This window comes from Leptolyngbya sp. UWPOB_LEPTO1 (assembly GCF_017302695.1).
Classification (GTDB): Bacteria; Cyanobacteriota; Cyanobacteriia; order Leptolyngbyales; family Leptolyngbyaceae; genus Leptolyngbya; species Leptolyngbya boryana.
Window position 1 is genome coordinate 12,252 of record NZ_JAFLCJ010000006.1, and the last position, 24,899, is coordinate 37,150.

At 45.5% G+C, this 24,899-nt stretch carries 25 protein-coding genes; 10 read left to right on the forward strand and 15 right to left on the reverse strand.

Annotation, left to right across the window (positions count from 1 at the left end; all coding sequences use genetic code 11):
• Positions 1 to 6: 6 nt before the first annotated feature.
• From J0L70_RS11130 to J0L70_RS11170, 9 genes are all read right to left on the reverse strand, one after another.
• Positions 7 to 513, reverse strand: a complete 507-nt coding sequence (locus tag J0L70_RS11130; protein ID WP_287454549.1) for a hypothetical protein — start codon at positions 511 to 513, stop codon at positions 7 to 9.
• Between the two features lie 28 nt (positions 514 to 541).
• On the reverse strand, positions 542 to 1,177 hold the full coding sequence (locus J0L70_RS11135; protein ID WP_287454550.1) for a hypothetical protein: 636 nt from the start codon (positions 1,175 to 1,177) through the stop codon (positions 542 to 544).
• A 28-nt stretch (positions 1,178 to 1,205) separates the two neighbouring features.
• Complete coding sequence (locus J0L70_RS11140) at positions 1,206 to 4,340, reverse strand: BPTD_3080 family restriction endonuclease (protein ID WP_287454551.1); 3,135 nt, start codon at positions 4,338 to 4,340, stop codon at positions 1,206 to 1,208.
• A 44-nt stretch (positions 4,341 to 4,384) separates the two neighbouring features.
• A complete protein-coding gene (locus tag J0L70_RS11145; protein WP_287454552.1) occupies positions 4,385 to 4,720 on the reverse strand; it encodes a hypothetical protein in 336 nt (111 codons plus the stop codon).
• 19 nt (positions 4,721 to 4,739) lie between these two features.
• The gene (locus tag J0L70_RS11150) at positions 4,740 to 7,397 is read right to left on the reverse strand and encodes a site-specific DNA-methyltransferase (RefSeq protein ID WP_287454553.1); all 2,658 of its coding nucleotides are present in this window, start codon (positions 7,395 to 7,397) and stop codon (positions 4,740 to 4,742) included.
• A 119-nt stretch (positions 7,398 to 7,516) separates the two neighbouring features.
• The gene (locus tag J0L70_RS11155; RefSeq protein WP_287454554.1) at positions 7,517 to 7,732 is read right to left on the reverse strand and encodes a helix-turn-helix domain-containing protein; all 216 of its coding nucleotides are present in this window, start codon (positions 7,730 to 7,732) and stop codon (positions 7,517 to 7,519) included.
• A 269-nt stretch (positions 7,733 to 8,001) separates the two neighbouring features.
• Positions 8,002 to 8,838 (reverse strand): Rpn family recombination-promoting nuclease/putative transposase, encoded by an 837-nt coding sequence (locus tag J0L70_RS11160; protein ID WP_287454555.1) that lies wholly within the window; start codon positions 8,836 to 8,838, stop codon positions 8,002 to 8,004.
• A gap of 94 nt (positions 8,839 to 8,932) precedes the next feature.
• Entirely contained in the window at positions 8,933 to 9,067 is a 135-nt protein-coding gene (locus J0L70_RS11165) for a hypothetical protein (protein WP_287454556.1), read from the reverse strand.
• Positions 9,068 to 9,105: 38 nt separating this feature from the next.
• A complete protein-coding gene (locus J0L70_RS11170; RefSeq protein ID WP_287454557.1) occupies positions 9,106 to 9,699 on the reverse strand; it encodes a GIY-YIG nuclease family protein in 594 nt (197 codons plus the stop codon).
• Between the two features lie 173 nt (positions 9,700 to 9,872).
• On the opposite strand from J0L70_RS11170, the gene J0L70_RS11175 reads away from it, so the two are divergent.
• From J0L70_RS11175 to J0L70_RS11190, 4 genes are all read left to right on the forward strand, one after another.
• Entirely contained in the window at positions 9,873 to 10,154 is a 282-nt protein-coding gene (locus J0L70_RS11175; protein WP_287454559.1) for a hypothetical protein, read from the forward strand.
• 139 nt (positions 10,155 to 10,293) lie between these two features.
• The gene (locus J0L70_RS11180) at positions 10,294 to 10,671 is read left to right on the forward strand and encodes a hypothetical protein (protein ID WP_287454560.1); all 378 of its coding nucleotides are present in this window, start codon (positions 10,294 to 10,296) and stop codon (positions 10,669 to 10,671) included.
• 13 nt (positions 10,672 to 10,684) lie between these two features.
• Entirely contained in the window at positions 10,685 to 11,185 is a 501-nt protein-coding gene (locus J0L70_RS11185) for a hypothetical protein (protein ID WP_287454562.1), read from the forward strand.
• A gap of 85 nt (positions 11,186 to 11,270) precedes the next feature.
• A complete protein-coding gene (locus J0L70_RS11190) occupies positions 11,271 to 11,819 on the forward strand; it encodes a hypothetical protein (RefSeq protein WP_287454563.1) in 549 nt (182 codons plus the stop codon).
• Between the two features lie 162 nt (positions 11,820 to 11,981).
• Here J0L70_RS11190 and J0L70_RS11195 read toward each other — a convergent pair whose 3' ends face one another.
• The gene (locus J0L70_RS11195; protein WP_287454565.1) at positions 11,982 to 12,575 is read right to left on the reverse strand and encodes a thermonuclease family protein; all 594 of its coding nucleotides are present in this window, start codon (positions 12,573 to 12,575) and stop codon (positions 11,982 to 11,984) included.
• A gap of 89 nt (positions 12,576 to 12,664) precedes the next feature.
• Between J0L70_RS11195 and J0L70_RS11200 the strand changes: the two genes are divergently transcribed.
• From J0L70_RS11200 to J0L70_RS11210, 3 genes are all read left to right on the forward strand, one after another.
• Positions 12,665 to 13,303, forward strand: a complete 639-nt coding sequence (locus tag J0L70_RS11200) for a hypothetical protein (protein WP_287454567.1) — start codon at positions 12,665 to 12,667, stop codon at positions 13,301 to 13,303.
• A gap of 61 nt (positions 13,304 to 13,364) precedes the next feature.
• Positions 13,365 to 14,618, forward strand: a complete 1,254-nt coding sequence (locus J0L70_RS11205; protein ID WP_287454568.1) for an Ig-like domain-containing protein — start codon at positions 13,365 to 13,367, stop codon at positions 14,616 to 14,618.
• 15 nt (positions 14,619 to 14,633) lie between these two features.
• The gene (locus J0L70_RS11210) at positions 14,634 to 15,812 is read left to right on the forward strand and encodes a hypothetical protein (protein WP_287454569.1); all 1,179 of its coding nucleotides are present in this window, start codon (positions 14,634 to 14,636) and stop codon (positions 15,810 to 15,812) included.
• 106 nt (positions 15,813 to 15,918) lie between these two features.
• Here J0L70_RS11210 and J0L70_RS31985 read toward each other — a convergent pair whose 3' ends face one another.
• Complete coding sequence (locus J0L70_RS31985) at positions 15,919 to 16,230, reverse strand: TRADD-N-associated membrane domain-containing protein (RefSeq protein WP_353736632.1); 312 nt, start codon at positions 16,228 to 16,230, stop codon at positions 15,919 to 15,921.
• A gap of 160 nt (positions 16,231 to 16,390) precedes the next feature.
• On the opposite strand from J0L70_RS31985, the gene J0L70_RS11215 reads away from it, so the two are divergent.
• Together J0L70_RS11215 and J0L70_RS11220 are read left to right on the forward strand one after the other, a co-directional pair.
• A complete protein-coding gene (locus J0L70_RS11215) occupies positions 16,391 to 16,723 on the forward strand; it encodes a helix-turn-helix transcriptional regulator (protein ID WP_287454570.1) in 333 nt (110 codons plus the stop codon).
• Positions 16,724 to 16,730: 7 nt separating this feature from the next.
• Positions 16,731 to 17,972, forward strand: coding sequence for a pentapeptide repeat-containing protein (locus tag J0L70_RS11220; protein WP_287454571.1), 1,242 nt, complete (start codon positions 16,731 to 16,733; stop codon positions 17,970 to 17,972).
• Between the two features lie 26 nt (positions 17,973 to 17,998).
• Here the strand turns inward: J0L70_RS11220 and J0L70_RS11225 are convergent, their stop codons facing one another.
• Both J0L70_RS11225 and J0L70_RS11230 read right to left on the reverse strand, forming a co-directional pair.
• Positions 17,999 to 19,036: a hypothetical protein gene (locus J0L70_RS11225; protein WP_287454572.1), complete on the reverse strand. Its 1,038-nt coding sequence runs from the start codon at positions 19,034 to 19,036 to the stop codon at positions 17,999 to 18,001.
• A 998-nt stretch (positions 19,037 to 20,034) separates the two neighbouring features.
• A complete protein-coding gene (locus tag J0L70_RS11230) occupies positions 20,035 to 20,679 on the reverse strand; it encodes a GNAT family N-acetyltransferase (protein ID WP_287454573.1) in 645 nt (214 codons plus the stop codon).
• Positions 20,680 to 21,076: 397 nt separating this feature from the next.
• On the opposite strand from J0L70_RS11230, the gene J0L70_RS11235 reads away from it, so the two are divergent.
• Positions 21,077 to 22,333, forward strand: coding sequence for an IS110 family RNA-guided transposase (locus J0L70_RS11235; RefSeq protein ID WP_287454574.1), 1,257 nt, complete (start codon positions 21,077 to 21,079; stop codon positions 22,331 to 22,333).
• Between the two features lie 235 nt (positions 22,334 to 22,568).
• Here J0L70_RS11235 and J0L70_RS11240 read toward each other — a convergent pair whose 3' ends face one another.
• A complete protein-coding gene (locus J0L70_RS11240) occupies positions 22,569 to 23,507 on the reverse strand; it encodes a toll/interleukin-1 receptor domain-containing protein (protein WP_287454576.1) in 939 nt (312 codons plus the stop codon).
• A 320-nt stretch (positions 23,508 to 23,827) separates the two neighbouring features.
• Positions 23,828 to 24,862, reverse strand: a complete 1,035-nt coding sequence (locus J0L70_RS11245; RefSeq protein ID WP_287454578.1) for a metal-dependent hydrolase — start codon at positions 24,860 to 24,862, stop codon at positions 23,828 to 23,830.
• Positions 24,863 to 24,899: the final 37 nt, after the last annotated feature.

Genomic DNA, 24,899 nt, shown 5'->3' on the forward strand with positions numbered 1-24,899 from the left:
GTGGCTTCAGAGACTACAGTATTCCTGTCCCCAGGTAAGTTTTGAATTAGATTCAGAGGAATCTCTTCTTGGTGGGTCGAGACATTCAAATGTATCTATTTTGCCACTAGGCAGTATTCCTACTGTCTGAATCCATCCCGATCCCGACACACCGAATGTTACGCTTCCGACAGAACTACAATTCTCAATAATGTCGATTGCGATCGCTTTTTGGAATTGCCGTGAGTGCATAATTGACGCTGCTGCCGACCCTCTAAGGAAAAATTCATAGGCTATTGGTCGATGCTCAGGATGATCAGGAGAACCCTCAGAAATATCAGAACTCCTCATTGTGACCTCTAAATTGCCATCTTTAGTGAGGCGCTTTTGAGCGTCAGCTACAGCTATAGAGCAGTCACGAATCTCTTTTGCCTTGAGTGAAGTAGGAGCATTTAAGAACACGAAAGTATTCAGCGTGAGAATACTAGTTACTGCAAATCGATGGAAGCAAAATCTTGAATCCGTAAAGCTCATAGCTATTTTTCCTATATTTATCTAGTCTCTACTTCTTCACTCTTTTGAGAATAATTTCATAGGCGAAATCATCAGTTGAGGAATCCTTGGCGCGACGCGCGAACACTAATTCCCATCCTTGAGTACCCATCGTGTTCATCGTCTCAGTGAAAATCAAATCGTTCACGCTCTCGATCTTGTACTCATACACTGCTGCTTGAGTTTTCTGCCCTGCCAGTGTATTGAAACCGAGGAGCACTAGCAATCCTAACAACGAAGCTGCACTGATGACATTTGAGTAATGACTGAATTGCTCCAAGTAAGTCTGAAACTTGGTCTTCGGCTTCTGAGATGCCGTGGAATTTGTGGCATTTGGAGGACTCGCGATTGCAGAATTCGCAGCAGGATTAGAAGCCTCAAGCGTCTGATTTAATTGCCATTCAATTTTCTGAGTATTTGCCATTCTGCCGTACAGTTTGACTGAATTGACGTTAGGCAAATTGAGCGATCTCAGTTTGGTCAACAACTTATCAGAGATAGCCTGGTAATCTACTTCAGCTTCATTCTGCGGTCGGTTGATCATGATCGATAGCTGACTGCCCATTGATTTGACTTGAAGTTGTAGGCTCTTGTCGGTTAGGCACTCAGATAGGGTTGATTGTAAATCTGGAAAAGTAGCTGTCATGGGTAAATTCTCCTTGTGATTGATAAGCTCAAACTGCTATAGTTTGCGGGCATTTCTGCCATGCTTCATCAATAAGCTGCTGAACCTCTTTAATTCCGCACATTGCATATTGCCAATGCCCGTATTTGCCATCGGAATTGACCGCATTGATCCAACGTTCTGCGGCTGATCGCTTAATATCACGCAGTGGATCATATCCTTTAGTCTCCAAAATGAAGTACTGCTCATCGTCAGCCTTCAATCGAATAATGAAGTCTGGTAAGTAATCATGCGACTGACCGTTGTGAATGTAAGGAATCGCAAACCCTAACCCCGCATTTTTGACAAATGCTGCCGTTGCAGGGTGAGTATCGATAATGTACGCTGCCGCTTGCTCCCATTGATGAGTGTCAGCAACCACGTAATTGAGATGAGAATGAACGATTTCTCTAACAGGTTTGCTCGTCCAGAGATTCACTTCCTCAGTTGAACCGAGTCCGCGATGAGGCTCATAAAGCGGTATCTCCGGTGCTTCTCCCTGCGTGATGTCAGGTCGAATTGCATCTCTCAATTGCTCGATCACCCAACCATAGTAGGGAGAAAGAAACACGTCGAGAATTTGTGCGGGTCGAACAGGTTCAACTTTCTCCTGTAGATAGCGATCGCAGATCTTCAATAGCTGAGGAAACAGCACATGAGCCGGAGCCAGATAGCTACCGGAAGCAACATATGATTTGGTAAGCGCTCCTGCAATGTCAAACACCAATTCTTGAAATCTGAGATCTTTGCGGAAAGGATTGAGATCGACACTTTCAAGCTTTCCAGGACCTAAGAGCGAAGGTCTACCCTGATTGTTTGGAACGGTGCCCTTCATCTGTACTTCTGGCGCAATTCTTAGCGGGTCTAAAACCAAAGTGGGTAAAGAATTCCAATCTACCGTGACTCGGTTCCGAATCGCCTGGGTGTAACCTTCTACTCTTGGAAATCGAATCTCATATTTCGCTTTATCAGGAACCGCGTAGATTCGATGTCGCTTCTCTTTCTTGGGAGCAGCATTGTTAGGATTTGCCTTGTAGGGGATGATCTCAAAGGGCACACCGAAGACTTTAGCCACTTCCTCTGTAAACTTGCCTTCATCCGTAAGTTCATAGCTGGCACGACGTAGCCCACGTCCTACAACTTGTTCACAGAGAAGTTGTGACATGAAAGGACGTAAACCGATAATGTGAGTCACGGTGTTACAGTCCCAACCTTCGGTAAGCATTCCCACTGAGACAATACAGCGAATGTCCCGTCCGGGCGGGTGTAAAGGTCGATCTAGCTTTGCTGCCAATTCTGCAAATCCTTCAGGATAAATTGGACTCCCTTGCTTGTCTCTTGTCCAATCCGTCTTGCCAACCGTGTCGAGTGTGAAGCGCATCCATTTTGATTCGTCCGAAGCTGAAGCCCCAGATTCCATCTCACGCGCGACTTTAGAATCAACCCGAATCGTATTGATTTGTCCGTCTCGATTGCGGAATCCTTCGATTTTGCAGGGTGAAATACTCGATGAATGCTTGCCTTCTGCCATCCATTCATGAATCACTTTCGCGATCGCAGTATTCTTACAAACCAGAATGAATACGGGAGGTCTGGGATCATCGCTGTTTTTCTCCCATTCCAATCGTAATTGCTCCCAATATCCACCGAGAATTGCGATCGGATGTTGAGCATACTTGAGAACTGCATCTGGTTTAGGATTTGATTTATTTGCTCCTCGTTCAGCCGGAGTCATTTTCTCCATGACCCACTTCCAAATATTGAAGTAGCCAGAGATTTCGTGCCCAGTCGTATCGCGGACTGCTAATTGAGGAACTTTCACCAGCCCAGACTCGATTGCATCCATTAAGCTAAAATCGCTCACAGTCCAGGGAAAAGGCTTATTCGCTTCCCGTCCTACTCGACTGAGATAGTAAGGTGTAGCAGACAAATCAACACAGAAATTGATGCCTCGATGTTTGTGAATGCGATCGAGTCCTTCTACCCAAATCGTAGCTTCCTGTTTCAGATAATCGCTATCTTCTTCATCGCTATCATCGTCCTTTTCTTCTGGGCGAATTCGATAAGCATGGTGGGCTTCATCATTTAAAACGAGAATGTTTTGTTTCCCGCCGACTTCGCGACCCAAAATGCGCTGAATCCAGGCTGTATCGCTCTCCAGATAGCGAGTGGCTTCAACTTTCACGGATTGTAGATTGCCTTGTTTGTCGCGCTTCTCTTCCAGCACCGTCACCATTCCATGAGCGATCTGGGTATCGAGCGATTCATGAGTCAGGTAGCGCTTACCTCTTGCGGTTTCGTTTTTTGAACTGATATGGATCAATTCTTCGGTCTGAACTGGAACTCCAACTTTGCTCACTTTGGCTGGAACGTTCCCTGATGTTTGCGGTGATCGCTTCTCGAAGACGTGCCAGTTTGTAACTAGAATCCGTCCCTGGCGTAACTTATCCATCAATGCAGCCGGAACGAGATCGCGAGTGCGGTAGAGACTGGCTTCACCGCGATCAGGGTCAAGTTCAGTTAGGCGATCGCGAATCGTCACGTTCGGACAAACTACCAAGATAACATCTGAGAATCGAGCATCGTTGCGGTGATCAACTTTGTTTAAGATGCTCCATGCTGCCAGCATTGCCATTACTGTTGTCTTTCCTGAACCCGTTGCTAGTTTGCAACAATAGCGAATAAATGCTTTGATGTCTTCTAATTTCTGTTGCTCGGTTGGTTCGTCACTGGGAATTGAAAGACCTTGTAGAAAGTCTGCTCTCGCTTCTTTAAGGAAAATGATTGTCTCAGCCGCTTCCAATTGAGCATAGAACAATCGCTTCTCTCGTCCCTCACGTTGCCAGTACTGGAGCAGATCAAAGGTAGTACGAGTTGTGCCAGGATAGCTTTGTAATCGCCATTCTTTGACCTCTTCACGAATCTGATTCACCAAAGCCATCTCAAGACCAGGTGCGAACTCCTTAGAGGGTTTTAACACTCCATTGCTCAGATCCCAATTGCAATCTGTATCACGGGGAGGATAGACGATCGAGGGTCTACGTCCTGTTCTGAGTTGTGCTGCTTCACCTTCTTGTAAAAACCAGTATTGCGAGGGAGTCTCAAACGGAGAGTTGAGAATGGGGGTAGAAACTTCGTAGCTCATAACAGAATTGCCTAGAAGGGTATAGCGATTAAAATTCAGCAATACTAACGACTGACTACTTCTCGTAATAGCCGCTTCAGGTCGTTAGAAACCCAGAGTTGATCGATTTCTCGGTGAAGGCTTGTGATGGATGCACCTTGTCGCCTACGTTCTAGGTAGACTCCACTCAAAATTGCTTCAAGACCAAATTTTGATAGAGCATCACCTGCAATACCAACAACTCCCAGAAAAGCGACTCCCCCTAGCATTCCAGCCGGACCTAGAGCAGCTAAAGCTGCGGTGATAGCCGCAGCCCCTGCTAAGCCAGTTGATGCCATCGTGACTAACAGAACAACCCCTGGTAGACCTAGCGCAGCAATCTTACGAACGACTTCATCCATAAATAGCTCCTTTTTTGATTTACAAACTCTTAACAACCAGCAATTCATTGCCGCGATCGTCAATCACTTTCACCGCAATTTGCCGATACTTACCTGCTTCAAATGGAGCGCTAATCGTTCCCGCTAGATGTCCCCAGACGGATTCTTCGTGAGTATTTTTCAGTGCTTTCTTCAAATTGTCCCAAGCTCCTGTTTTCGGAAAGAACGCCTGACAGACATGAAAACATAAGCCGTTATAATCAGTGTCCAAGAACCATGCTGGAACATCATTACCGCTCCGGTGATCAGACTCCATTGTGACGGGATCGAACACATCCAATCCGTACAAGGTTGCTCGGTACAGATCGCCTTCAAGCTGAATGCCAACATCAGGTAGACCGCAAACACTGAAGATTTGGCTACTTCTCATGTTCTTGAGCAAGTCACCCATCAACAGGTCAGGAGTTGCTTGAACATAAGTCGCTGGAATGCCTGTTACTTCTTCACAGTTTTCGATTAACTCACGCGCATTCGGTTCGATCGCGAATCCGATCACATAGAGATGGCTGTAGTTTTTCGCGCAGGCTTCGATCGCAGATTGATAGACAGTACGTTGAATGACTTGACCATTTTCGGGGCCAAACACAAAAGCGACAGGTTGAGGAGTTGCGCCATTTCCATTCTCGCTGACCGTTGCAATCGTGGCTTCAGCAGAAAGATTTAGAGATCGAGTAGGCTTGCGAATCGATTGGAACTTTACAGTACGATTGCCACCAAGCTGCAAGACCGGAGTTTTTCTTAGGACTCCAAGTAAGCGATCAACAAATGAACCTGTTGCTTCCAGCGTCTCATCCTGTTCTTGCTCCTCGGTTTGAACTGGAGTTGGAATTGTCGCCTCAAAGGTGAACGCGCCGGTGACCCGTGTAATTCCTTTGAGGATTTCGGGACGGTCTACCAGAATTTCTTCTTTTGGTCTTTCATTATTTGCGATGTTTTGAAGCTGAATATGTGGAACGATGCCGCCGACTTCTTCACCTTTTTTGTTTTGTTTGCGTCGGTACACGAAACCACCAGCAGGACCTCGTTTACTATCTTTGAGTTCATAGTAGGGGAAAGTTGCTGTGAGGAGACGTTGACGGGCTAGAGCGAGAGGAACGCGGCTTACATCACAGGTGATCCAGCGTCGCCCCCATTGTTCAGCTACGTAGGCAGTAGTTCCACTGCCACAGGTGGGATCGAGAACGAGATCTCCCGGATCAGTGGTCATGAGGATACAACGTTGAATCACCGAAGGTGATGTCTGAACAACATACATAAGACCAACACCCAATTGAGTGGATTCCCAACGATCCGTTAAGGGAATAACGGGAAAATCGTCAACGAACCTGCGATAGCGTAGGACAGTTCCCATAACCTCAATGCGATTCTGTCTCGCAAGCTCTTCTAGACCTTGAACAGTGGTTTTCCAATGAGTTCCAGCACGAGGTATGTATGTCTTTCCCTCAAAAACAAAATCTGATGGACTATTAGTTGCACCATCCGAAATTAGACTTGTGAGTTGATAACGCTTACCTTCCAATAAAGGAGTTAAACCTAATATTTCGTCAGCAGTCAATCTTCGAGTTGAGCCATCAGGAAGCAAAACTTGATCATATCTATCTAATGCTGCATCGCCAATTTGTCGCTGAATATAGAGTTGACGGTATTTTACTTTTTCTTTGTCTTTTGCATACCAAATTAAGTAATCAACTGTACTTGCTAAAAGACTACTGGCTGACCCTCCAGTTTTTTGAAATTGAATGATTGAGACAAAATTGTTTGTGCCAAACACCTCATCCATCAATTCGCGAACATGATGAACATTCTCATTACCAATCTGTACAAAAACACTTCCACTTTCTATTAGTAATTCTCTTGCTAGCACTAATCGATCGCGTAAGTAACTCAAATATGAATGCAGCCCCATTTCCCATGTATCCCGATAAGCCTTCACCATCTCCGGCTCACGAGTCATATCCTGGTCTTCGTTGTGCTTCACATCGCGCTTTCTCACAAATGGCTGAAAGTTAGAACCAAACTTCACACCATAGGGCGGGTCAATATAAATCATCTGCACCTGACCTCCCAAGCCTTCATACTCAAGCAAGGAGTTCATTACAGTTAGCGAGTCACCGAGCATCATCCGATTCACCCACTCATCGCGATGTTCGTATGCTTTGAGAGTTTGATCTACAATCGAATGCTGAGGATCACCAAAAAGCTCCAATGCAAGCTGGTCGCCTCCTTTCTTGTGCCCTCTTACCGTTTCGATAATTGCCCTCGTTGACAGGCGCTCGTGAATAAATAGGGGGAGAGTCGGCACGTCAAAAGATAACCGTTCTGCTTTACCTGTCCAGTTGAGAAAAGGCTGGCTCATTGCTTTGAGTCTGAGTGCAGCCGCTTTCACCTGTTCTAGAGAGTCAGCATTCAATATCTCGGCAATTAATGCGTCTGTTTGATCACGCGCAGGGTTTGTATCCCATTCCAGCGAGGGCGAGATCGAAGAATCGTAGCGATAGATTTTAGGAGCTTTGAGCTTCTTTTTTGGGAAATGCGCTTGTGTACCAACTTCTGGACGAAGCGGACTATCAGATTCCGGGTGACTATATGTCTTTGCTTCGTCTGTAGATCGAATCTTAGCTGGCTTGCTCCGTACCATTTCCCGCCTCTCCTTCCTGGTCTGAGTGCCCACTTGGAAAAAGAGCGATCGAACCCATCGAGAGATGTACAGACATCCCCTTGCACAGAGGCAAACACTCTCCTCTACGCTTTATTCAACTAGAGAAATCTATTTAGGAGATCAACGTCGCCCAATTCACGCGCCTTCCCCTGAAGGAGTTGGAGCGCCATTTTAGAGGGGCGAGATTTTTTATTTTCCCAACGATTTATAGTCGAGAACGTCACACCTAGATGGGAAGCAAACTCTTCTTGAGTCAGACCTAATCGTTGACGAAGTTCTCGGACTAAATTCGATGTCTCTAGCGGGTCGATCACAGCCTTTTAAAGTGAGTTGGATATAGCGAACTCTATGTAGAGTTCTATGTAATTTTTTATACCCTTTATTCTGAAAGTGACGATCGGTGAAAATAACTAAATCAACCCTTTATAAATCTGCTTCAGAAATGAATTCTTTCTGAAGAATCCATTTCTGTCCTGATGGATCAAAACGTAGAGACTCTACGTATTTTTTTACGATCACGCACTAAAAAAATCTCATTTCGGAAGGGTCAAAATACGAGTTCGCTGAACCGTTCAGTGAATTTTTAACTCGACTGCCTCTCTAACCAAGTCGCCAAATCGCTCAGCCCCTCAAAATCGACTAGCGCTTCTCCCAGTTCTTCTAATTGCGGTAGAGCTAGAGCAGTAATGCGCGATTGCATCTCTTCAGAAAGTTCTTGCTTCAAGCGGCGAGGCAGCATCCGTAAAACAAGCTTTACCGCTTCTTCTGTCTGAGCGTCTCGATAAACCTGTGTCTCTTGAATCGTAATATCTAGCATCGCTTCAACCTCCGATCGACTTAAAGAACTGAACTTATAGGACATGATCGTGATTACCATTTCCATTATGAAGGTACTCACCTCAGATTCCATCCCCGGTTGCTGAGATTGAGCCAGCAAATATCGCGCTTCTGAGGGGGCTTGTTTCGGGGTCAGAGTTGTCAGAACTAGGAGCGCAATTCCTAGCGGCAATTGACGAAACTCGCCCAATTCATTCAGATAGACTCGATGCACCTGATCGCTGTTGAGCAAGGCACGATAGGGGTGAGAATTACTCTGCTCAGCACTGCGAGATGGGTAAATGATCACCGCTTCCCAATCAGAGAAACGCGATCGATTGCGATAAAAGTAGAGCAAGGATTCGCCAAACAGCCGTTCGTAAAGCTGCTCGTCCTTCTGGAACTGAATTTCGGCAAAATAGACCACTCCAAGGCTTTCGCTATCTGGTGGCAAGAACACCCCATCGATTTCAAACTTTGGCTCCTTCACCGCAACGGAATCAAAGCGATACTCACTGGCGTTATTAGGTGGCGACTCTAATAGCTCAAAGAGCAGGCTTGGAGACTGAGCAAACAGGCGATAAAAAATGGAATCTCGACGCATCAGATCAGGAAATGCAGGGTAGAGCGATTGTACTAAAAAACTGTACAAAAAAAGACCCGTTTCCGAGTCTCAAGAAATTTGGTTTCTGTTCAATCTACTTTGTCACCTTCTCGCGTTTCAGATAGGCGAGAACTGCACCATTCGAGACTTTTGCCTCTTTTCTGACTTGCTTCAATGTCATTCCAGGCTTGATCACATCTGCGATCGCACTAAAAGCGGTTTGTTGCATATTACCTCCAAAGCTGAGGAAAGAGCAATTGTACTATATTATTCTTCGTGGCTCTCTGCTGGATGATCAAGCCGGATAATCTCGACTTCTTCGCGCCCGATCGCATCCAGCAGATCTGAGCGAGATTTATAGCCTAATCGTTTCGCAATCACGCCAAGTCCTGCCCATCCAGACGGACTTACCATCACATTATGACGGGTCTTAATTTCATCGCGATCAGCAGGAACGCCTTTAACTCGTGGCATTTTGCGCTTGTCCGTACTCAATGCAATTACGCTGTCTGATCTGTTGTCCCGATAAATTTGATTTAGCTCAGGTTGAAAGCTGCGAATGAGAGCTATTTCCAGGTTTCGCATCTGGCGAATTTGGCTGGAATTGAATCTCATATAGGCAATGGCAACATATTCGTTTAGGGTCTTGATGACATCCCAAACATGATGAACATTCGCGTTCCACCGATTCCAGAGATTAATAGTTGAACCAATGTAGAGAAGTTTATCGGTTGTGATAACAAAGTAGATTGCAGGCTGTCTTGGTAGATCCCGTTTCAGCATCAAAACTAAAAACGGTAAGTCCCACGGATCAACTTTATTGGGCTTTCTTAGAAGTTCGCTAATTGGAAGACTAGACATTCCTCATCCTCTTCAGCTTCTACATAATTCATCAGTTCTAGTGTAGATGTTACATTATTAGATGCTAGTTTTAGCTGTGATTTTGCTAGTGCAACTCAACTCAAAAAGTTTTTATGTTGACTAATCTCAGGAAGAATAAGAGAGTTTCGCCTTACGAAGTTTTAGGATCTCGGATGAAAGCTCGCGAATTCTGCCAACGTTGGTTCAAATCAACCCCAGAAGAAGAACAAGTTAGAGGCTACCGGGAACGATGTGTAGCGCTGCTGGCTAGAGTCCTTCGAGTGAAAGAAAATACGATTCAGCGTTGGGGATCTGGAATCGACTTCGAGGACATGCCTGAACAGTACGAAGTCACGCTTGCCTACGCCGACATTATTCGCGAACTGATCGAGCGCACCCAGAGCCAAACAGACTTGCTACAAGAGGTTTTGGGACAGAGCCACGATCGCAAGTAAAGCTTTATGTAATCATTCAATGTATTTTCTCACTGTATAACTTACATAAAATGTATTGCTCCCGTAGAATCAATAGTTCTATTGTTTTGGGCAGTTAGAAATTCTGCGAATTTTGAATTGTAAGGTGGGAAACACAAGAATGAAGAAATCCTTTCTTGCGATCGGGATTCTGCTTCTCGCTGGCTGTGGTGAGAATGAACTTTATCCCGTTCCAGCCGTTCCGATTGGCGGAGGTGGCAATTATTCTGCTCCCAGTCGTCCCGCTCCCCGATCTACACCCCTTGCACCGTCCTATCATTCCTCTACTCAAGATCCAGGCAATGTGGAAGGACAGCGTGAGACTCATGCTGTGTCGAGCCGCGCAGACTGCGATACGATGCTGCGTAATTTTCAGAAGCAAGGAAGACAATTACGATTAGTCGAGCGGCGTTATGTAGGAGGAAATTTACCCTATCTCTGTATTTTTGAAGGAGCAGACGCACAGCCCGAATATTTCGACGATAATCGATACAGATGATCTAGGAGAAGCCATGAACTTCATCATTTATTCCTGTTGCCGAGAGAGCGATCGAGCAGTAGGCGAAGACCCAATCCGAGTGGAATGGTCAGATACAGTTCCCGATATTGGAGAAACAATCTCACTCGGTTCTGAACAATGCTGGTTTAAGGTCAAAGTTACACCCTACAAGTCACTCAAACCTAGCATTGATGTTTACCTCGTTCACGTCAACAAAACCCTCTCAACGCCTTTCAAATGGGATTATGAAGGCTATGAGCATGAAACCATTCATATTGAGCTTTCAGCAGTTGGCGAACCAATTCTAGGCTTTGCATTTAATGTATTGGGAGAAGCACCACAAGTCGGCGAACAACTTCTGAACTATAAGCGGACTGCTCATCCAACTCTGATGAAAGAAACCCCGAATAGCTGGGTTATCGATCGCTATGATGAGTTTCTACCAGAGGTAAATGCACCCTACAAAGCAATATATTTGGCTTACTGCAAAATGACATCTCTGGTTGCAGCTTAACTCAGTTGCTTTCTTCAGCCCGATCATTGTTCATGGTCGGTTTTTTCATGCCTATAATAGTTCGGTGAACAGTCCAGTGAGTAGTATGAAAGCAATCACAGCAGAGTTAGACGGACTAAGCATTGAGCAATTGATGGAACGGTATGATCTTGGAAAGACTCAGTTCTACGAGCGTAAGAATCGGCTCAAACTAGAATTTGATAAGCCGAAAGGTAGTAAGAAAGCGATCGCTTCCTCAGCCCAGATCCAGCTTCTAGATGAGCTAGACGACTATTTGAAACTCGATGGTACAACGATCGATCAGTTCTGCATCATGAAGAGAATTGATGAACCTAGTGAACAGTTCGGTGAACTATCCACCTACACTCAGTCTCTTTCTGATCCATCGCTGGCAATACTTACTTTATTCGATCGAATGACACGGATCATGCCAAATTCAGACCCAATTGGACACATTAGATTATTAGATGAAGCCTGTGAAAAAGGATGGCGTTTATCGACTCCTGAACTGGCTCAACTCCTGCAACTGCGTACTCTGCGAGGAAATGAGATTAGACGCTACGGATTCATCTGCATTCGGCAGGGTAAGAATGGAACGACATCAGCTTGGAAGATTCAGCGGGATGACCTCTAAGAAAGCTTCGTTTTTTATCCGATTTCTGACTGTAAATATTAACAGTGCAATGAGGATTCAGTATTTCATGTTCGATAGCGATCAAAGGCTGCATCTATCGAACATGAAATGGATGGAACATTTTTGACTTAGACAGTCAAAACCGATAGCAGGCAATTATTTCTACCGATTCTGCCGCCTAAAGTCCCAAGGACGCTGATAGTTGCCCTTCCAAACTCCTCGCTTCTTGGCTTTAGCTCTACTTTCAGCATCGGGAAAGAGTGACCCATTCATACAGTTCTTTGCATATCGTTCGTATAGATAAGCCATGCCTGATTGCAACTGCTCGATATTTAGCAAGGCTTCGTCGTTGGCACGTTTAACAAAGACCTCACCGACAATCCTTCCATATCGATCGCGTTCCATTTCCGTCACGATCACATTCCCGCCAGCCGCATCGATCAACCGCTTCAAATTTGCCGTCGATTCTGCTCCTAATGGTTGTGAGGATTCCGGTGCATCAATTCCACAAAGCCGAACCTTCTCGCCATTATTAAGGATGATCGTATCTCCGTCGGCAACACGCTTCACGGAATGATACTGAGACATAGACGGACTGGCTCTAAGAGACATCGCCATTACAGCCGAGGGATCATCATAATCGGGCAAAGCTGCATCGCTTTGATATTTTTGGTGGGCAATCCCTCCGAGAATTACCGCGATCGCAAATAAAGGCAAAGCATTGAGAAGAAGTTTCCCGGATTTCAGTAGTTTCATGGATGTGCAGACCCAGCGTTGGTTAATACAGGTTTCAGCATTCCCAATGATTCATGGGAAAGGTAACGTTACTCAGTTGATTCAAGTTCATGAAACTCAGAAAAATCGCAGCTCTCACAGGGTTAGCACTTTCCACCCTGCCTGCTTTTGTGTCCGGTGCATCGGCTCAAACATACAACGGCAACAGCATTTTCAAGGTCGAGCGAAACGGTCAAACCACTGTCTATATTGGTGAACAGACTCCGAACGCAGATGTGCCCGTAACCTTGATTGGCGCAGATCGGACTCGGCGCGTTTCCGCAAATGCTTGTGGGTTAATTACATTGCGCGATTCCAGTACAGCTCCTCTCTCAGGATTGAAATCAGTAGATGGCAGCACGATCAACATTGCAACCTTGCCGACTCGCTTAATTCCTCGTTGTGTCGATGGTGTCCTTGAAGAAGCTCGAACGGCTGACTTCAAAACGGGTGCTGGCGATGTGGTCATTGTGAAAACGCCGAACACTTCTTATGAAGCGATTTTCACGGCTGATGCAACTCGAAATGTGCGTGCCAATGCTTGCGGATTTGCCACCTTCCGAGGCAGCACGACTGCTCCATTACTCAACACAACTCAAGTGAGAATTGGGACAGGCGCAGACACGACAATCGGAGCAATTACAAGTGCGATGAATGAACCGCTCTGCCGCAGTGGAGTGATGTTTGTGCCGGAGGGCATGAATCACTAACCCATCGATCACCACATCATTTCCGCCCCTGCCTTCAGGGGTTTCTTTTTTGTGAGGACTTATGAACCGATGGCTTAAATTCATTGCGATCGCAGTCTCGATCGCAGCACTGATCATCACCGCAAATCCTGCACACGCATCCCAACAAGGACGAATTTACAAAGACCCATCCGGCGCAATTTTCATCTATGGTTTGCAACCGGGGGAGACGATCGAGACAGGGAGAGACTTCGCTCCGGCGAGGTTTATTACTTCAACTGCTTGTGGACTCTTGATTGTCAAACCTTCCAAAACTCAACCGGTTGGAAGAATTCGAGTTGAGGGACAGACGATCGAGACAGCGACTTTACCAACGCAGCTTCTCCCCAGTTGCAAAGATGGACAGTTGGCAGAACCGAGATCGCAACCTTTCAGAACTGGAGCAGGGGATGCCATCATCCCACTCACACCCAATCGCCGTTATCAAGTCTCAATGCTGGATCGCAGACAGCTTAGAGCCATTAAAGCCAATGCCTGTGGATTTGTGAGACTGCCGAGTGATTCATTGGGAGACAAGCCCTTATTGACAACAACATCCGGCGCAGTAGCAAGATTCGCGATCGCAGATTTACCAACTGGAGAACAGATTCTTTGTCAACGCAGACAGCTCTATAAACCTGCCAGTTTCCCGCCTCCATTGGCATCAGCGCTGAGCAATCAAACGATCCTAGATGAGGGAGGGACAACGCCGACAACCTCAAGTAATTTGGCTCCTACCATTAGCGAGATCGCCATGCAAACCGTGAATATGAACTCATCGATTACGGTGAATTTTACGATCGGAGATGCGGAAACCCCAGCGAATCAATTAACGCTGTCTAGTAGTCAGCATCAGCCTCTCGTCCCGAATTCAGGCGTTGTCTTCAGTGGGAGTGGAGCGAATCGATCCGTCACAATCACTCCAGCTCAGAATTCTCATGGCGTTGTGGCATCCTTCACAATTTCAGTCAGTGATGGTTCAAGTACAACCTCGACTGAATTTATGCTGACTGTGCTCAATCAGGAACCTGTGATTTTGCCATCTAAGGCGTATCTTTCACAGTACGGAAAACTAGAGATTACAAGCCTTTCACCCAATACCTTCTACACGGTCTATTTTGAGGAGCCACGAACGATTCAGACGAACCAATGCGGCAGGCTAATCACATGGGATTGGCAGGGCAATGAAGCAAGGCTGTTTAGTGGGACATCGATGGAAGATGACTGGAGCAACATGATCAAACACTATACCCAAGGCAACGATCTTGAGTACGGTGATGCTCCTCCCTGCAATTAATCTGAGGATTTTTGAATGGTGAAGAACTGGGCGATTGGATTAGCAAGCGCGATGAATTTAATGGCTGTTCCTGCTTTGGCTGAGCAAGGAAGGATTTTCAAAGATCCGTCCGGTGGGGTCTTTATTTATGGGCTGCAACCGCATCAAGCGATTCAAGCGGCGCGAGATGAGATGACGACTAAAACACTCTCTACAAATGCCTGTGGAGTCTTGATGATTCGCGATGCAGCGGGAGAAATCCTCGTTGAACGAATGCTCATTGATTCGGCTCGATTGCCCGTCCAAATGCTGCCAGCTTGCAAAGATGGTCAATTGGCAGAGTCCAGAACTTCACCATTCAGAACCTCAGATGGAATCGTTGCACTACCTAAACTGACCAAGCGCTGGTACACCGTTTCTTACTTGAATCAACGACGGCAAAGGAACTTAAAAGCCAATGCCTGTGGATTTATCAGGCTCTCTGGTAGTTCACTAGGAGAGAAGCCACTCTTACCCACGCTCAACGGAGGAATCGCGCGATTTGCGATCGCAGATTTGCCCACATCAGAAAAACTTCTCTGCCAACGGGGTCAACTCTACAGACCGCAAGACTTTCCGCCGCCTCTGGCTACGGCAATGAGTGAGCAAACCATTGACGATCGACCCAAACCACCGACGATCGTAGTGGGTCAGCCTGCACCCTGGAATCTCGCTCCTGCTCCGAAGGGTGATGGACTGAATGAGCGGATCATCACGTTTACGATCGCTGATCCAGATACCGCACTCAATCAGTTACAGATTACGACCAATGCCTCAAACTTCTCAGGATTTGAATCAGTAAGACTGGCGGGGTTTGAGGGCAATCGTACTTTGATGATTAAGCCTAAGAATGTAAGTGCCAATATTCCAATCACGATTACAGTCAGCGATGGCATAAACACAGTTGAAGAGACGTTCTCAGTTACATTGCAAGAATATGCAAGCACTTGTAAACAAGCCAATGGAAATATCGTTGTGAGTAATGCACTGAATCAGACGAATTACACACTTCGACTGTTCAATAGTTCAGGTCTAAACCTTCTCACACGAACGACTCGAACCGACAACAGCGGTAAAGTGACTTTCACCGTTTCAAGCTATACAAGTGGAACGCTTTCACTTGGAACCAGTTTGATTAAATCGCTCACTGCGGCTGAATTACCGCTCTGTCGATAAATATTCTTGCCTAACAATTTAGACGCTCGTAACAATAGCCCACCCAATTCACACTGCTTTGCAGAGCTTGCTTTTTAAAATTCTTGCAAACAATTTCTGGACAGTTTCAATGCTCATCGTCTAACTCTGATGCGATTTTATCAAGGCGATCGTTGGCATCCTTAGCTAACCTGTAGCAACAAACACTGAAAGAACCTCCTCCTAGTGTTGTAATAAGACCCTCAGACCCTCTTTTCGAGAATAAAAGGGAGAGTCCAGCCAAGCTAATTACAGCAGTTACCACCGTCATAATAAAAGCCAGGTCGAAACTAAGTTTCGCTTGACGTAGCCGCTCTCTGAGAACGAGGGAACGATTCGATGCTAAAGATTCAGAGTTCGGTAGGTTGGAAGAGCTAGGAGGCAAGTTGTGTAGATCCATAGCGATAAATCCACGGTAGTGATTTTAGAAGTGGTTACAATATAGCACTAAAGTTATTTGGTTAAATTGTTTATGTCAAACATTCTTGACCAAAATTCTTTTCTATTATGTCAATAGGGTAGTAGGATGATCGAGGAGTAAAGACAAACCTACTGTGCTCATGAATCAAAACAGGAGAGCCATCTCCAAGATTGCACAGCTTCGGGAAGAAGCTGAGTTGACGCAACTAGAACTTTCTCGTCTAGTTGGTGTGACAGAGAATACCATTCAAAATTGGGAGAAGGGACGATCTGGTTTAGAACATATTGAACGTGTCATCAAACTCTGTGAAGCTCTGGATTGCTCGCCTGCTGAATTAATTGGATACGAGTTAGTTGAATCGACTGAAGATAAAGAAATGAGTCCGAAAAGGAAGCTACAGAAGATTCGACGTTCTTTAGGAACAGATAATCAACCTGTAGACGAAGAATCTCACCGTCTTGAACAGAGGTAAATCGGAGATGGATTTGTTGATTGACGCTGATGTGATTTTGGAGGTTTTGCTGAACCGACGAAACTCGTCGGTGGAGGAGGCTGAAATCCTATGGGATATGCTGCATCGACAACAAATCAAAGGATTCATAACCTCACTCGGAATCAAGAAAATTCGTGCGACTGTTGAACTCTTCAATGCTGAGGAGGTAGATGAAAATATTGCGGATTTAGAGAATATTCTTGAAGTCTGCTATGAGGATGATGCCATACTGGCAATGTCGCGAGAATTGTCTTTCGTCGAATTTGAGTCTGCATTAGAGATAGCTTGTGCCCTTCACAAAGGTATTCCTGCAATTGTTACTTTGAGTTCATTCAACTTTAAGGGTGCAGAATTACCAATTCTGTCAATTGAATCAGTTGTCAAACGCCATAATCTTGAGCATCAATTTGTCTCAAGCAGTTCAACTGTTATTTTATACGGGGAGAGTTTATCCGATGTTTTGGATTTAGCAAGTTTAGAGCGGACTTTTGCGAGGAGCGAAGCTTATGAAAATATAAGGAGTAATTCTGAATTTGCTAGCAATCTTAGTTATTGCGATCTAGCAGGATTTGACTTTAGAGAGCGAGATCTCAGATTCTGTAATCTAAGTTTTTCTAATCTATCCAACAGCAACTTGCAGGGTGCACATTTGAGGAGAGCAAACCTTCTTGGAGCCAACTTATCTCAAGCAAACTTAGGAACTGCTATTCTTACGAACGCTGACCTTACAGATACCGATCTCAGCCAAGCAGTTTTGATAGAAGCGATTTCAGAGTATGCAAAATTTAATGGAGCAGATCTTAGTTACGCAAATTTGAATCGGGCTATCCTAACAAGCGTCTTTCTAACAGGAGCCTGGCTCATCAGCGCTGAGCTAAATGATGCCTGCTTATGCCATGCATTTATACAGGATGCAGATTTAAGTTATGCCAGCCTTCTTAGGACTAAGCTTCAAGGAGCAAGTCTACGATACTCTAAGCTCAACAATGCCGATCTACGTAACGCTAGAATGAACTACGCTAATCTTAGTCATGCAGATTTAAGTGGGGCTGACCTAACTGGGGCTGACCTAACTGGGGCAAACCTGAGCTACTGTAAATTGACTGGCGCGTGTTTAAAGTGGGCAAATCTTGACTCTGCTAATTTGATGAACGCAGTTTTAGACGGTGCAATTACTGAGGATACAATCCTTCATCCATCGGGTTACAGCTATATGCTGAGCCTATAAAAAGTTTACAAGTACTATAGATTGAATCACTGCTCACCTGAACCAAGCACAATTAATTTGATTCTCATCATTTGCGATCGCAGTCTTGCCCACTCTCGAAAAGTTTGGGCTTTTTGTTTGTCTAATGCGCTGAGGTTGCCTAAGAACTGCGTTGTTTCTCCATTTCCTAATCTGTAGTCCAGCTCAATTAATTTGTGCTGTAAAGCCTGTCTACGAGCAATTTCTTGAGAGATTTGAAACTCTCGGCGGGTTTGATCAAAGTCGAGAACTTGAAGGATGACGTTCTCACGCAACTTCGCCGCAATTTCACCCCGTTTGTTCTGAATTTCAGCAAGTTTGACTTGCAAATCTCCGATCGCGATCGCTCGACTCTGAGCAGCGGCATCGCCACCTGTCGCATTCCTGAATAAGGGCACGCCTACCAGGGAAAGAATCTCATTCACTGAACTGAGCGTATTACCGAAGAACAAATCCCCGATGCGATTGAGAATGCCTTTCTTTCTCGCTGGCTGACCTGGAACAGTTGGAACGTCTTCGACTTTGAGCCAGGACTGCACCAAGGGTTCAAACACACCAAGTTGAACCGTTTTGATGTTATTTCGCTTTGCCTCATCGACTTTCTGTTCGATGACCTTCACCCGTTCATCGATCGCTTTCAGTTCCGGGGAAGTCTCGATCGCTTTTTGCTGCAATTGCTGAACGCAGGCATCCGACATATCCAAGCAGGGTAAATCACCGAGCATTCCTTTCCAGAGGTCATCATTGATGCGAAGTTGAATTAAGCGATCGAGTGAGTCTCCAGCCGGATTAAGCGGGTTCTCATCGGCTTTGATGGTATCGGGGTCTTCGGTCTTTTCCTCGCTCGACTCTTCTGGCTCTGACGCTTCATCTTTGGGGATTTGAGGATTGGAAGGGGGGCGTTTCTGGCTTTGGGTCGTCTGAGTCGTTGGAACTGGCTTGCTTTGAGCGAGGGGTATTTCGCAAATCGCCCACAATAAGAGTAAGTTCAACAGTGAGAATTTGATTATTCTGACCTTTCCATTTAACCCGTTGAACTTTGGCATTGTAGGCACTCTTGACGATCGATAAGTTGGTAAGTTGTGTTTCTAAGTTTTGAAGTTGCACATTGACTTGAGCAAGTTGGAAGACGCGATCGCGCTCTTGCTGTTCATGTTCTTGCAACTGTCGCTGATATTCTTGCTGCTGACGTTCCAGGTCGATGCTGCGCTTACTGATTTCTAGTGAATGCTCGTATTGCTGATATTGATAGTTTTCCTTAGCGCGATCGAGTTTCGCTCTTGAGAGTTCTAACTCGGCCTTAGCTTGTTTCACGTCGCGCTCCCGTTGCCGCAGTTTCTCTTGTTCGTGGGGCAGAGTGCTAGGGGGAAGATCACTTGGATTGAAGCCTTGCAGTAAATCGATCTTGCGCTGTTGTCGGTTCCAGTCCTGTTCGACTTGCTGAAGGGCGACTTGTTTACGATCGATTTCTGCTTCTTCCTCGATAAATGATGGGGTTGGAAGATTGGCAATTCCTGATGCGGCTTTGGGTGCGAGGGGTTTGATTGGGGCTTGTTTGAGTCGATCCAGTTGGATTAAGACTTGGGCTTTCTGCGCTTCTAATCGTTGGCGTTCACGAGTGCGATCTGAGAGAACTTGTCCCATGACGACGACATCACCTTCGCGGACTTTCAAATCTTCCGGCGCGGATAGGCTGAGTTCTAGGGTGAAGCGCTTTGCTCTGGAATTGGGAATCGGGGAAGCTGCGGGAGTTGGAGTAATGGTGGGAGTTGGACTCGGAGTTGAATTCTGCGCCTGTGCAGTACAACTTGTCAGGAGCAAACTCACTGTAAATATTAACAGTCGATTCATTGAGAATGAGGGCAATCACTTTGAGTTAGTGTGCCCTTGATGAAGAGTCCAGTCATAAGAAGGAGAACGACCCCGTTCACCCGCTGCTAATAGCTTCTCAAACTCAACGAAAAGGCTGAAAACGGTCGGTATGTAGTGGGATTGTTGTTATGCTATACAGCCTTTGATGGTGACTCTATGTCGATCTTCAATTTCAAAATTGATTTGTGTCATACTTATTGACTGTATCCTCAAACTCTTTGGGGGCAGGACTAATTCTGAGGCTCTGAAAATATTCTTTCGGCATAAATTCTTCTAAAATTGGCAAGCATTCATCCAAATCATTTTTTCTGACACCAAAACTATCACCTGAAAGTAAAGAAAATCCAAAATCTGAGTAAAGCTTAATTGCCCGAAAGCTCGACGGCTGTGTATGAAGATAAACAGGATAATCACGCATTTTTAATTTCTGCATAATAATTGAAAGCAAAGCTCTTCCAATACCTTGCCCTTCGTACTCTTTTAAGACTTTAAACCATTGAATTGTATTGAATTCGTTGTACGCTTTCCAAGCTAAGCAAGTAGCGACGGGTTTATCCTGCCTATCACAGACAAATAACGTCTCAGCAAAAAAGAGTTCTTCTTTTTCACTATAAGTGGTAGCGAAATAGTCAGACATATACCCCTCATAGTTTTTTGCCAGATCTGCATCATCAAAGGGCATTGCTTTCCATATGCCTAGCTCGTCAGGTCTGCAACTTCTTACGGAATAATTGGCGGACAATTCAGTGAGAGCATTGCGATTTAGTACCTCGCACATCATAAAAAGATTTTTATCGGGTATTTCTTCCTCTTTCATCTCTCAGCAACTCACGTTAGAGATTAGGGTTAATAGCTTAGTGACATTAAAATCAGGAAATGTTTGCCAGCATAACGACCCCAATCACCCGCCGCAGATAACCTTTGCATCATAACCGATCCACTCCCGACGGTCGGTGTGCATGGGCGTTTATGGGTAGACAAGGGCAATCCCGGAGAAATTGGAAACTGCCCTGAAAAGAGGAAAGATCAGTGACGACTATGCAACGGGCGACAGTCAGATGACTACTAACATATTGTCGCACTGACCTCACTTCCTAGTCCTCAATGAACGAATCCTCAGGGACAGATTTTCATGTCTGCCATAATACTTTCGCCTGAAGACTGGGATTGAAACCAAGTCCATGATGACACATTTGACTCGGAGGTAGACTCAGATGACTGACATGCCTTATGGGGCTTTGATTGGTTTAGATTGGGCGGACCAAAAGCACGATGTGTGTTTGTATGATTGTGCGGCTCAAACTCAAGAACATTGCGTGATTGGCGCTCGACCAGAAGCGATTGAAGCCTGGGCGATGCAACTAAGAATGCGCTATGGGGGACAACCCATCGCCGTTTGTCTAGAACAGAAACGTGGACCGTTGATCTATGCACTGTGCAAGTATGAATTCCTTGTGCTGTATCCGGTCAACCCTCAAACAGTCTCCAAGTATCGTCAAGCCTTTACTCCGAGCCGTGCGAAAGATGATCCGACTGATGCAGAACTACAAGTTGAACTGCTTCAAAAGCATCGAGACAAACTAAGGGCTTGGCAACCTGCAAGTTCGAATCTGCGAAAGCTACAAGCGCTTGTCGAATGGCGACGGACTCTCATCGAAGACATTGGACGCACGACCAACAGGCTGGTTGATGTCCTCAAAGGTTACTTTCCTCAAGCGATTGATTGTTTTGAGCATCGCGACACGATGGTATTTTGTGACTTTCTCACCGAATGGTCAAGTTTGAGTGCGGTGCAGCAAGTCAGCGATGAACAATTGCAGCAGTTCTTCTGTGACCATCATTCTCGCTACAAAGACTGCAATGCGCGTCGGATTGAGTGTTTATGCAAGGGTATTCCACTCACACAAGATTGCGCGATCGTCGAATCGTCTCAACTAATGGTGCAAGCCTTGGTCAGCCAACTTCGTAGCTTGCTCACATCGGTGCGTCAGTTTGAAGCCCAAATAGATCGCGAATTCAATCAACTGCCTGATGCTGCGATCTTTGCAGCGCTCCCTCATGTTGGAACCAACCTCGCGCCACGATTGCTGCTGGCGTTTGGAGAAGATCGCACTCGTTATCAAACTGCCCAAGACTTGTTGCAGTATGCAGGCATTGCTCCGGTAACCGAACGCAGTGGGAAAAAGTGTTGGATACATTGGCGTTGGGGAGCGCCGAGATTCTTACGCCAAACCTTCATTGAGTGGGCGAATGAATCGCGCAAAGCGTCCCTCTGGGCAAAGGCATTTTATCAAGCTCAGAAACAAGCTGGAAAGACGCATCAAGCTGCAATTCGAGCACTGGCGTTTAAGTGGATTCGGATTCTATTTCGTTGCTGGCAAGACCGAGTTCCGTATGATGAAGCCAAGTATCTGCTTGCATTGCATCAGAAAGGTTCACCGCTAGCACAGCAGATTGTTTCACAAGCATGAACGCGATATCTGTCATGTTGTGGATTGCGATGATGAAATAAATATAAGATTCAGTCCGCGATTCTAGGAATGCTAAAGCAATCAAATTTAGAATCGCTAGATTGCTGTGCTTCCAACCGGTTTAGCAACAACAGTAGAAGTGCATTTTTCACATTCTTACTTGACTTAGAGAAGCTCAGGGAATATGTTAGGCAGCACAGGGGATGACGGTACAAAGATGTTTGATTTCATCCACCTAATTCGTTAAACGATTCAAGACTTCTTGAGCTAAACAGGCTGCACCTATATCATGACCTTTGAACCACACTCGTGAGGAAAGTTCGAGACCAGGAATATTAACCCGGTTATCAGTCAGTAATACCGGAAGAATATAAGGCTGTGAAGATCTTCGTTCTCTTTCCAATGCACTTCTCAACTCTCTGTTAGTCCAATATCTCTCACCATAAGCATCTGAGATAAAGAGTAAGCAGTACTTTGATCTCTCTCGATATACATCTTCTAGAAGTACATATAAATCTTCGCCCCAAATCTCATTCTGTAAGAAACGATCAAAAAACACCTCTATACCATTTTCTGACAAGTAAGAAGCTACTGAATTGACGAACTCTAAGGCATCAGATGCGTATGACAGGCATACATCATACATCCTGGGGATTCCTCGGAGTTGACGAACACGATCTATTTCGTAGCGAATGTATTCAGCAGCCATCTTTTTTAGAAAGCCCATACGCTCATCGTATCTCCAATCATCAAGATATCTACCCGGAATACTAAACGCAAAACTATCTGACGGAAAGGGAGGTAGAGCACCTAATAAACCTCTTTTATTAATTTCTGAGAATACGGTATGCAGCGCCCCACGAGCATCAATTTTCTCATTAACTGAATGAACAAATAACGCATTAACTTTGGGTTCAACACCTTTCTCCGTCAAAACAACATGAATACTGAATTCCCCGTCATTGCACTTGCATGACTGTAGATCAAATCCATTGTCAAGGATGCAACATATTCGACAGTGATACAACGCCCTTAGCCAACTCTTCGGTGCATCTACTAGATTGCTTTCTTCTTCGATAGCAGATTCCGCAGCCATTAATAGCTTGAATAGTTTAAATTCCAGTTCATCATTCAAATGGTAATAAAACGACCAAGAACCTTGAGTGAAAAACATTCTTAACTACCTTGTAAATTTATGGCTGCCTAACTATTATTTGGACTGAAAGTTTCCGCCTAAGATCCCAATTTGAGGGACTTAGCCCGAAACTTTCTGCCTAAATCCGAATTGAGCAAATTAGCATGACAACTTTTCCGCATAATACCCCTCGGCAGCGATCGTAGGCTGAAATCTTCTGTATTTCTTCCAATAGAGAAGACGCTTTTATCTGTCTAAGATCCCCAATCAAAGGATTAGGTAAACACCTTAACATGACTCGATCAGGAAAGCAGCTTGATCAGGTTTCAGAGATCTCTAGCAATCCTCTAGACAAAACTTCACAACGGTCTTGGACTAATCACCTTCACCATCAACGTCCCCGTCACATATTGCTCACCCAACTGCTGTAGAGCCGATTGAATCGGGTGAAATGTCACCGTCACCGTCTTATCCGCCACTTTCGCCGTTTGGAACCGATTCGCCTCGATCGCAATTCTCACATTCTCAGGCATATCCACCACGATCGAGCCACTAAGCAAAATCAAAGCGTTCGGCTGTAAGGCTGAGATCTCTTGAAGTTTCGGTGCGATTTCTTCATCCATGAATGAGATCGTTTGTAATTGAGTTGTGGCAGGGTTGCCGATCGTCGCTGCAATCCGTTCTGTCAAGATCTGCTGACCTGTTTTGAAGAATCCGCCCTTGCCATCCGTCACGATGAACGAATCACCTTCATTGGCAACGACGAAGTACTTCCCATCGGCACGGGTGCGATCGCTTGCCCAAATTCCCTTAATATCTGCCCAAACATGATGAGTTGCTGATTTCTGGTTATAGACCTCGACTGCTCCATCGACCATACCGAGAGAAGCGGTGAGCTTTTCTGTGATCCCGCCAGCGCTGCCGATATGGAGTCCCACAACTAAGAGCAGTCCAGCGATCAACAGCACCCAATATTCACCTGTTCCGCCCGTGGTCAATCGCCGCTTGGGATTGGAAACACTGATACACCAAGCGGGATAGGGGTAGAACAACTGAACACCTTGTTTAGTGAAACAGTCTGAGAAACAGGCGAGGAGATGTCCGAGGGGCAGTGCGATCGACGTTGTAAGATGTCCCGACCAATAGCCGAAAGGAAGTGCGATAGCGGCTAGAAGACCAGTTGCGAGAAAACTATGAGTGATTGTCCTGTGTGGATATCGCGACTCTAGCCAGGATGAAATAGGGAAGCAGATTTGCCCAATCGTGCTAGTTGTGGTGTCGAGGTCTGGAAGTTGTGAGCCGATGAGTGCGAGTCCCAATGTCAGAGGGTCGGCGGTGCTGAGAATGAGGGATGTGCCAGCTACTGCGATCGTAGCGTGGGTGATGGACATCATAGGATATGAGTGCGAATTGCCACTGTTCTGGTATATA

What these genes read in the sequence shown, in the direction of transcription:
- J0L70_RS31985 (WP_353736632.1), bottom strand. Translation starts at nt 16,230, where the DNA reads ATGGATCTACACAACTTGCCTCCTAGCTCTTCCAACCTACCGAACTCT.
- J0L70_RS11200 (WP_287454567.1), top strand. Translation starts at nt 12,665, where the DNA reads ATGAAACTCAGAAAAATCGCAGCTCTCACAGGGTTAGCACTTTCCACC.
- J0L70_RS11165 (WP_287454556.1), bottom strand. Translation starts at nt 9,067, where the DNA reads ATGCAACAAACCGCTTTTAGTGCGATCGCAGATGTGATCAAGCCTGGA.
- J0L70_RS11220 (WP_287454571.1), top strand. Translation starts at nt 16,731, where the DNA reads ATGGATTTGTTGATTGACGCTGATGTGATTTTGGAGGTTTTGCTGAAC.
- J0L70_RS11225 (WP_287454572.1), bottom strand. Translation starts at nt 19,036, where the DNA reads ATGCCAAAGTTCAACGGGTTAAATGGAAAGGTCAGAATAATCAAATTC.
- J0L70_RS11185 (WP_287454562.1), top strand. Translation starts at nt 10,685, where the DNA reads ATGAACTTCATCATTTATTCCTGTTGCCGAGAGAGCGATCGAGCAGTA.
- J0L70_RS11215 (WP_287454570.1), top strand. Translation starts at nt 16,391, where the DNA reads ATGAATCAAAACAGGAGAGCCATCTCCAAGATTGCACAGCTTCGGGAA.
- J0L70_RS11235 (WP_287454574.1), top strand. Translation starts at nt 21,077, where the DNA reads ATGACTGACATGCCTTATGGGGCTTTGATTGGTTTAGATTGGGCGGAC.
- J0L70_RS11130 (WP_287454549.1), bottom strand. Translation starts at nt 513, where the DNA reads ATGAGCTTTACGGATTCAAGATTTTGCTTCCATCGATTTGCAGTAACT.
- J0L70_RS11150 (WP_287454553.1), bottom strand. Translation starts at nt 7,397, where the DNA reads ATGGTACGGAGCAAGCCAGCTAAGATTCGATCTACAGACGAAGCAAAG.
- J0L70_RS11230 (WP_287454573.1), bottom strand. Translation starts at nt 20,679, where the DNA reads ATGAAAGAGGAAGAAATACCCGATAAAAATCTTTTTATGATGTGCGAG.
- J0L70_RS11180 (WP_287454560.1), top strand. Translation starts at nt 10,294, where the DNA reads ATGAAGAAATCCTTTCTTGCGATCGGGATTCTGCTTCTCGCTGGCTGT.
- J0L70_RS11135 (WP_287454550.1), bottom strand. Translation starts at nt 1,177, where the DNA reads ATGACAGCTACTTTTCCAGATTTACAATCAACCCTATCTGAGTGCCTA.
- J0L70_RS11195 (WP_287454565.1), bottom strand. Translation starts at nt 12,575, where the DNA reads ATGAAACTACTGAAATCCGGGAAACTTCTTCTCAATGCTTTGCCTTTA.
- J0L70_RS11245 (WP_287454578.1), bottom strand. Translation starts at nt 24,862, where the DNA reads ATGATGTCCATCACCCACGCTACGATCGCAGTAGCTGGCACATCCCTC.
- J0L70_RS11190 (WP_287454563.1), top strand. Translation starts at nt 11,271, where the DNA reads ATGAAAGCAATCACAGCAGAGTTAGACGGACTAAGCATTGAGCAATTG.
- J0L70_RS11145 (WP_287454552.1), bottom strand. Translation starts at nt 4,720, where the DNA reads ATGGATGAAGTCGTTCGTAAGATTGCTGCGCTAGGTCTACCAGGGGTT.
- J0L70_RS11170 (WP_287454557.1), bottom strand. Translation starts at nt 9,699, where the DNA reads ATGTCTAGTCTTCCAATTAGCGAACTTCTAAGAAAGCCCAATAAAGTT.
- J0L70_RS11205 (WP_287454568.1), top strand. Translation starts at nt 13,365, where the DNA reads ATGAACCGATGGCTTAAATTCATTGCGATCGCAGTCTCGATCGCAGCA.
- J0L70_RS11240 (WP_287454576.1), bottom strand. Translation starts at nt 23,507, where the DNA reads ATGTTTTTCACTCAAGGTTCTTGGTCGTTTTATTACCATTTGAATGAT.
- J0L70_RS11175 (WP_287454559.1), top strand. Translation starts at nt 9,873, where the DNA reads ATGAAAGCTCGCGAATTCTGCCAACGTTGGTTCAAATCAACCCCAGAA.
- J0L70_RS11160 (WP_287454555.1), bottom strand. Translation starts at nt 8,838, where the DNA reads ATGCGTCGAGATTCCATTTTTTATCGCCTGTTTGCTCAGTCTCCAAGC.
- J0L70_RS11210 (WP_287454569.1), top strand. Translation starts at nt 14,634, where the DNA reads ATGGTGAAGAACTGGGCGATTGGATTAGCAAGCGCGATGAATTTAATG.
- J0L70_RS11140 (WP_287454551.1), bottom strand. Translation starts at nt 4,340, where the DNA reads ATGAGCTACGAAGTTTCTACCCCCATTCTCAACTCTCCGTTTGAGACT.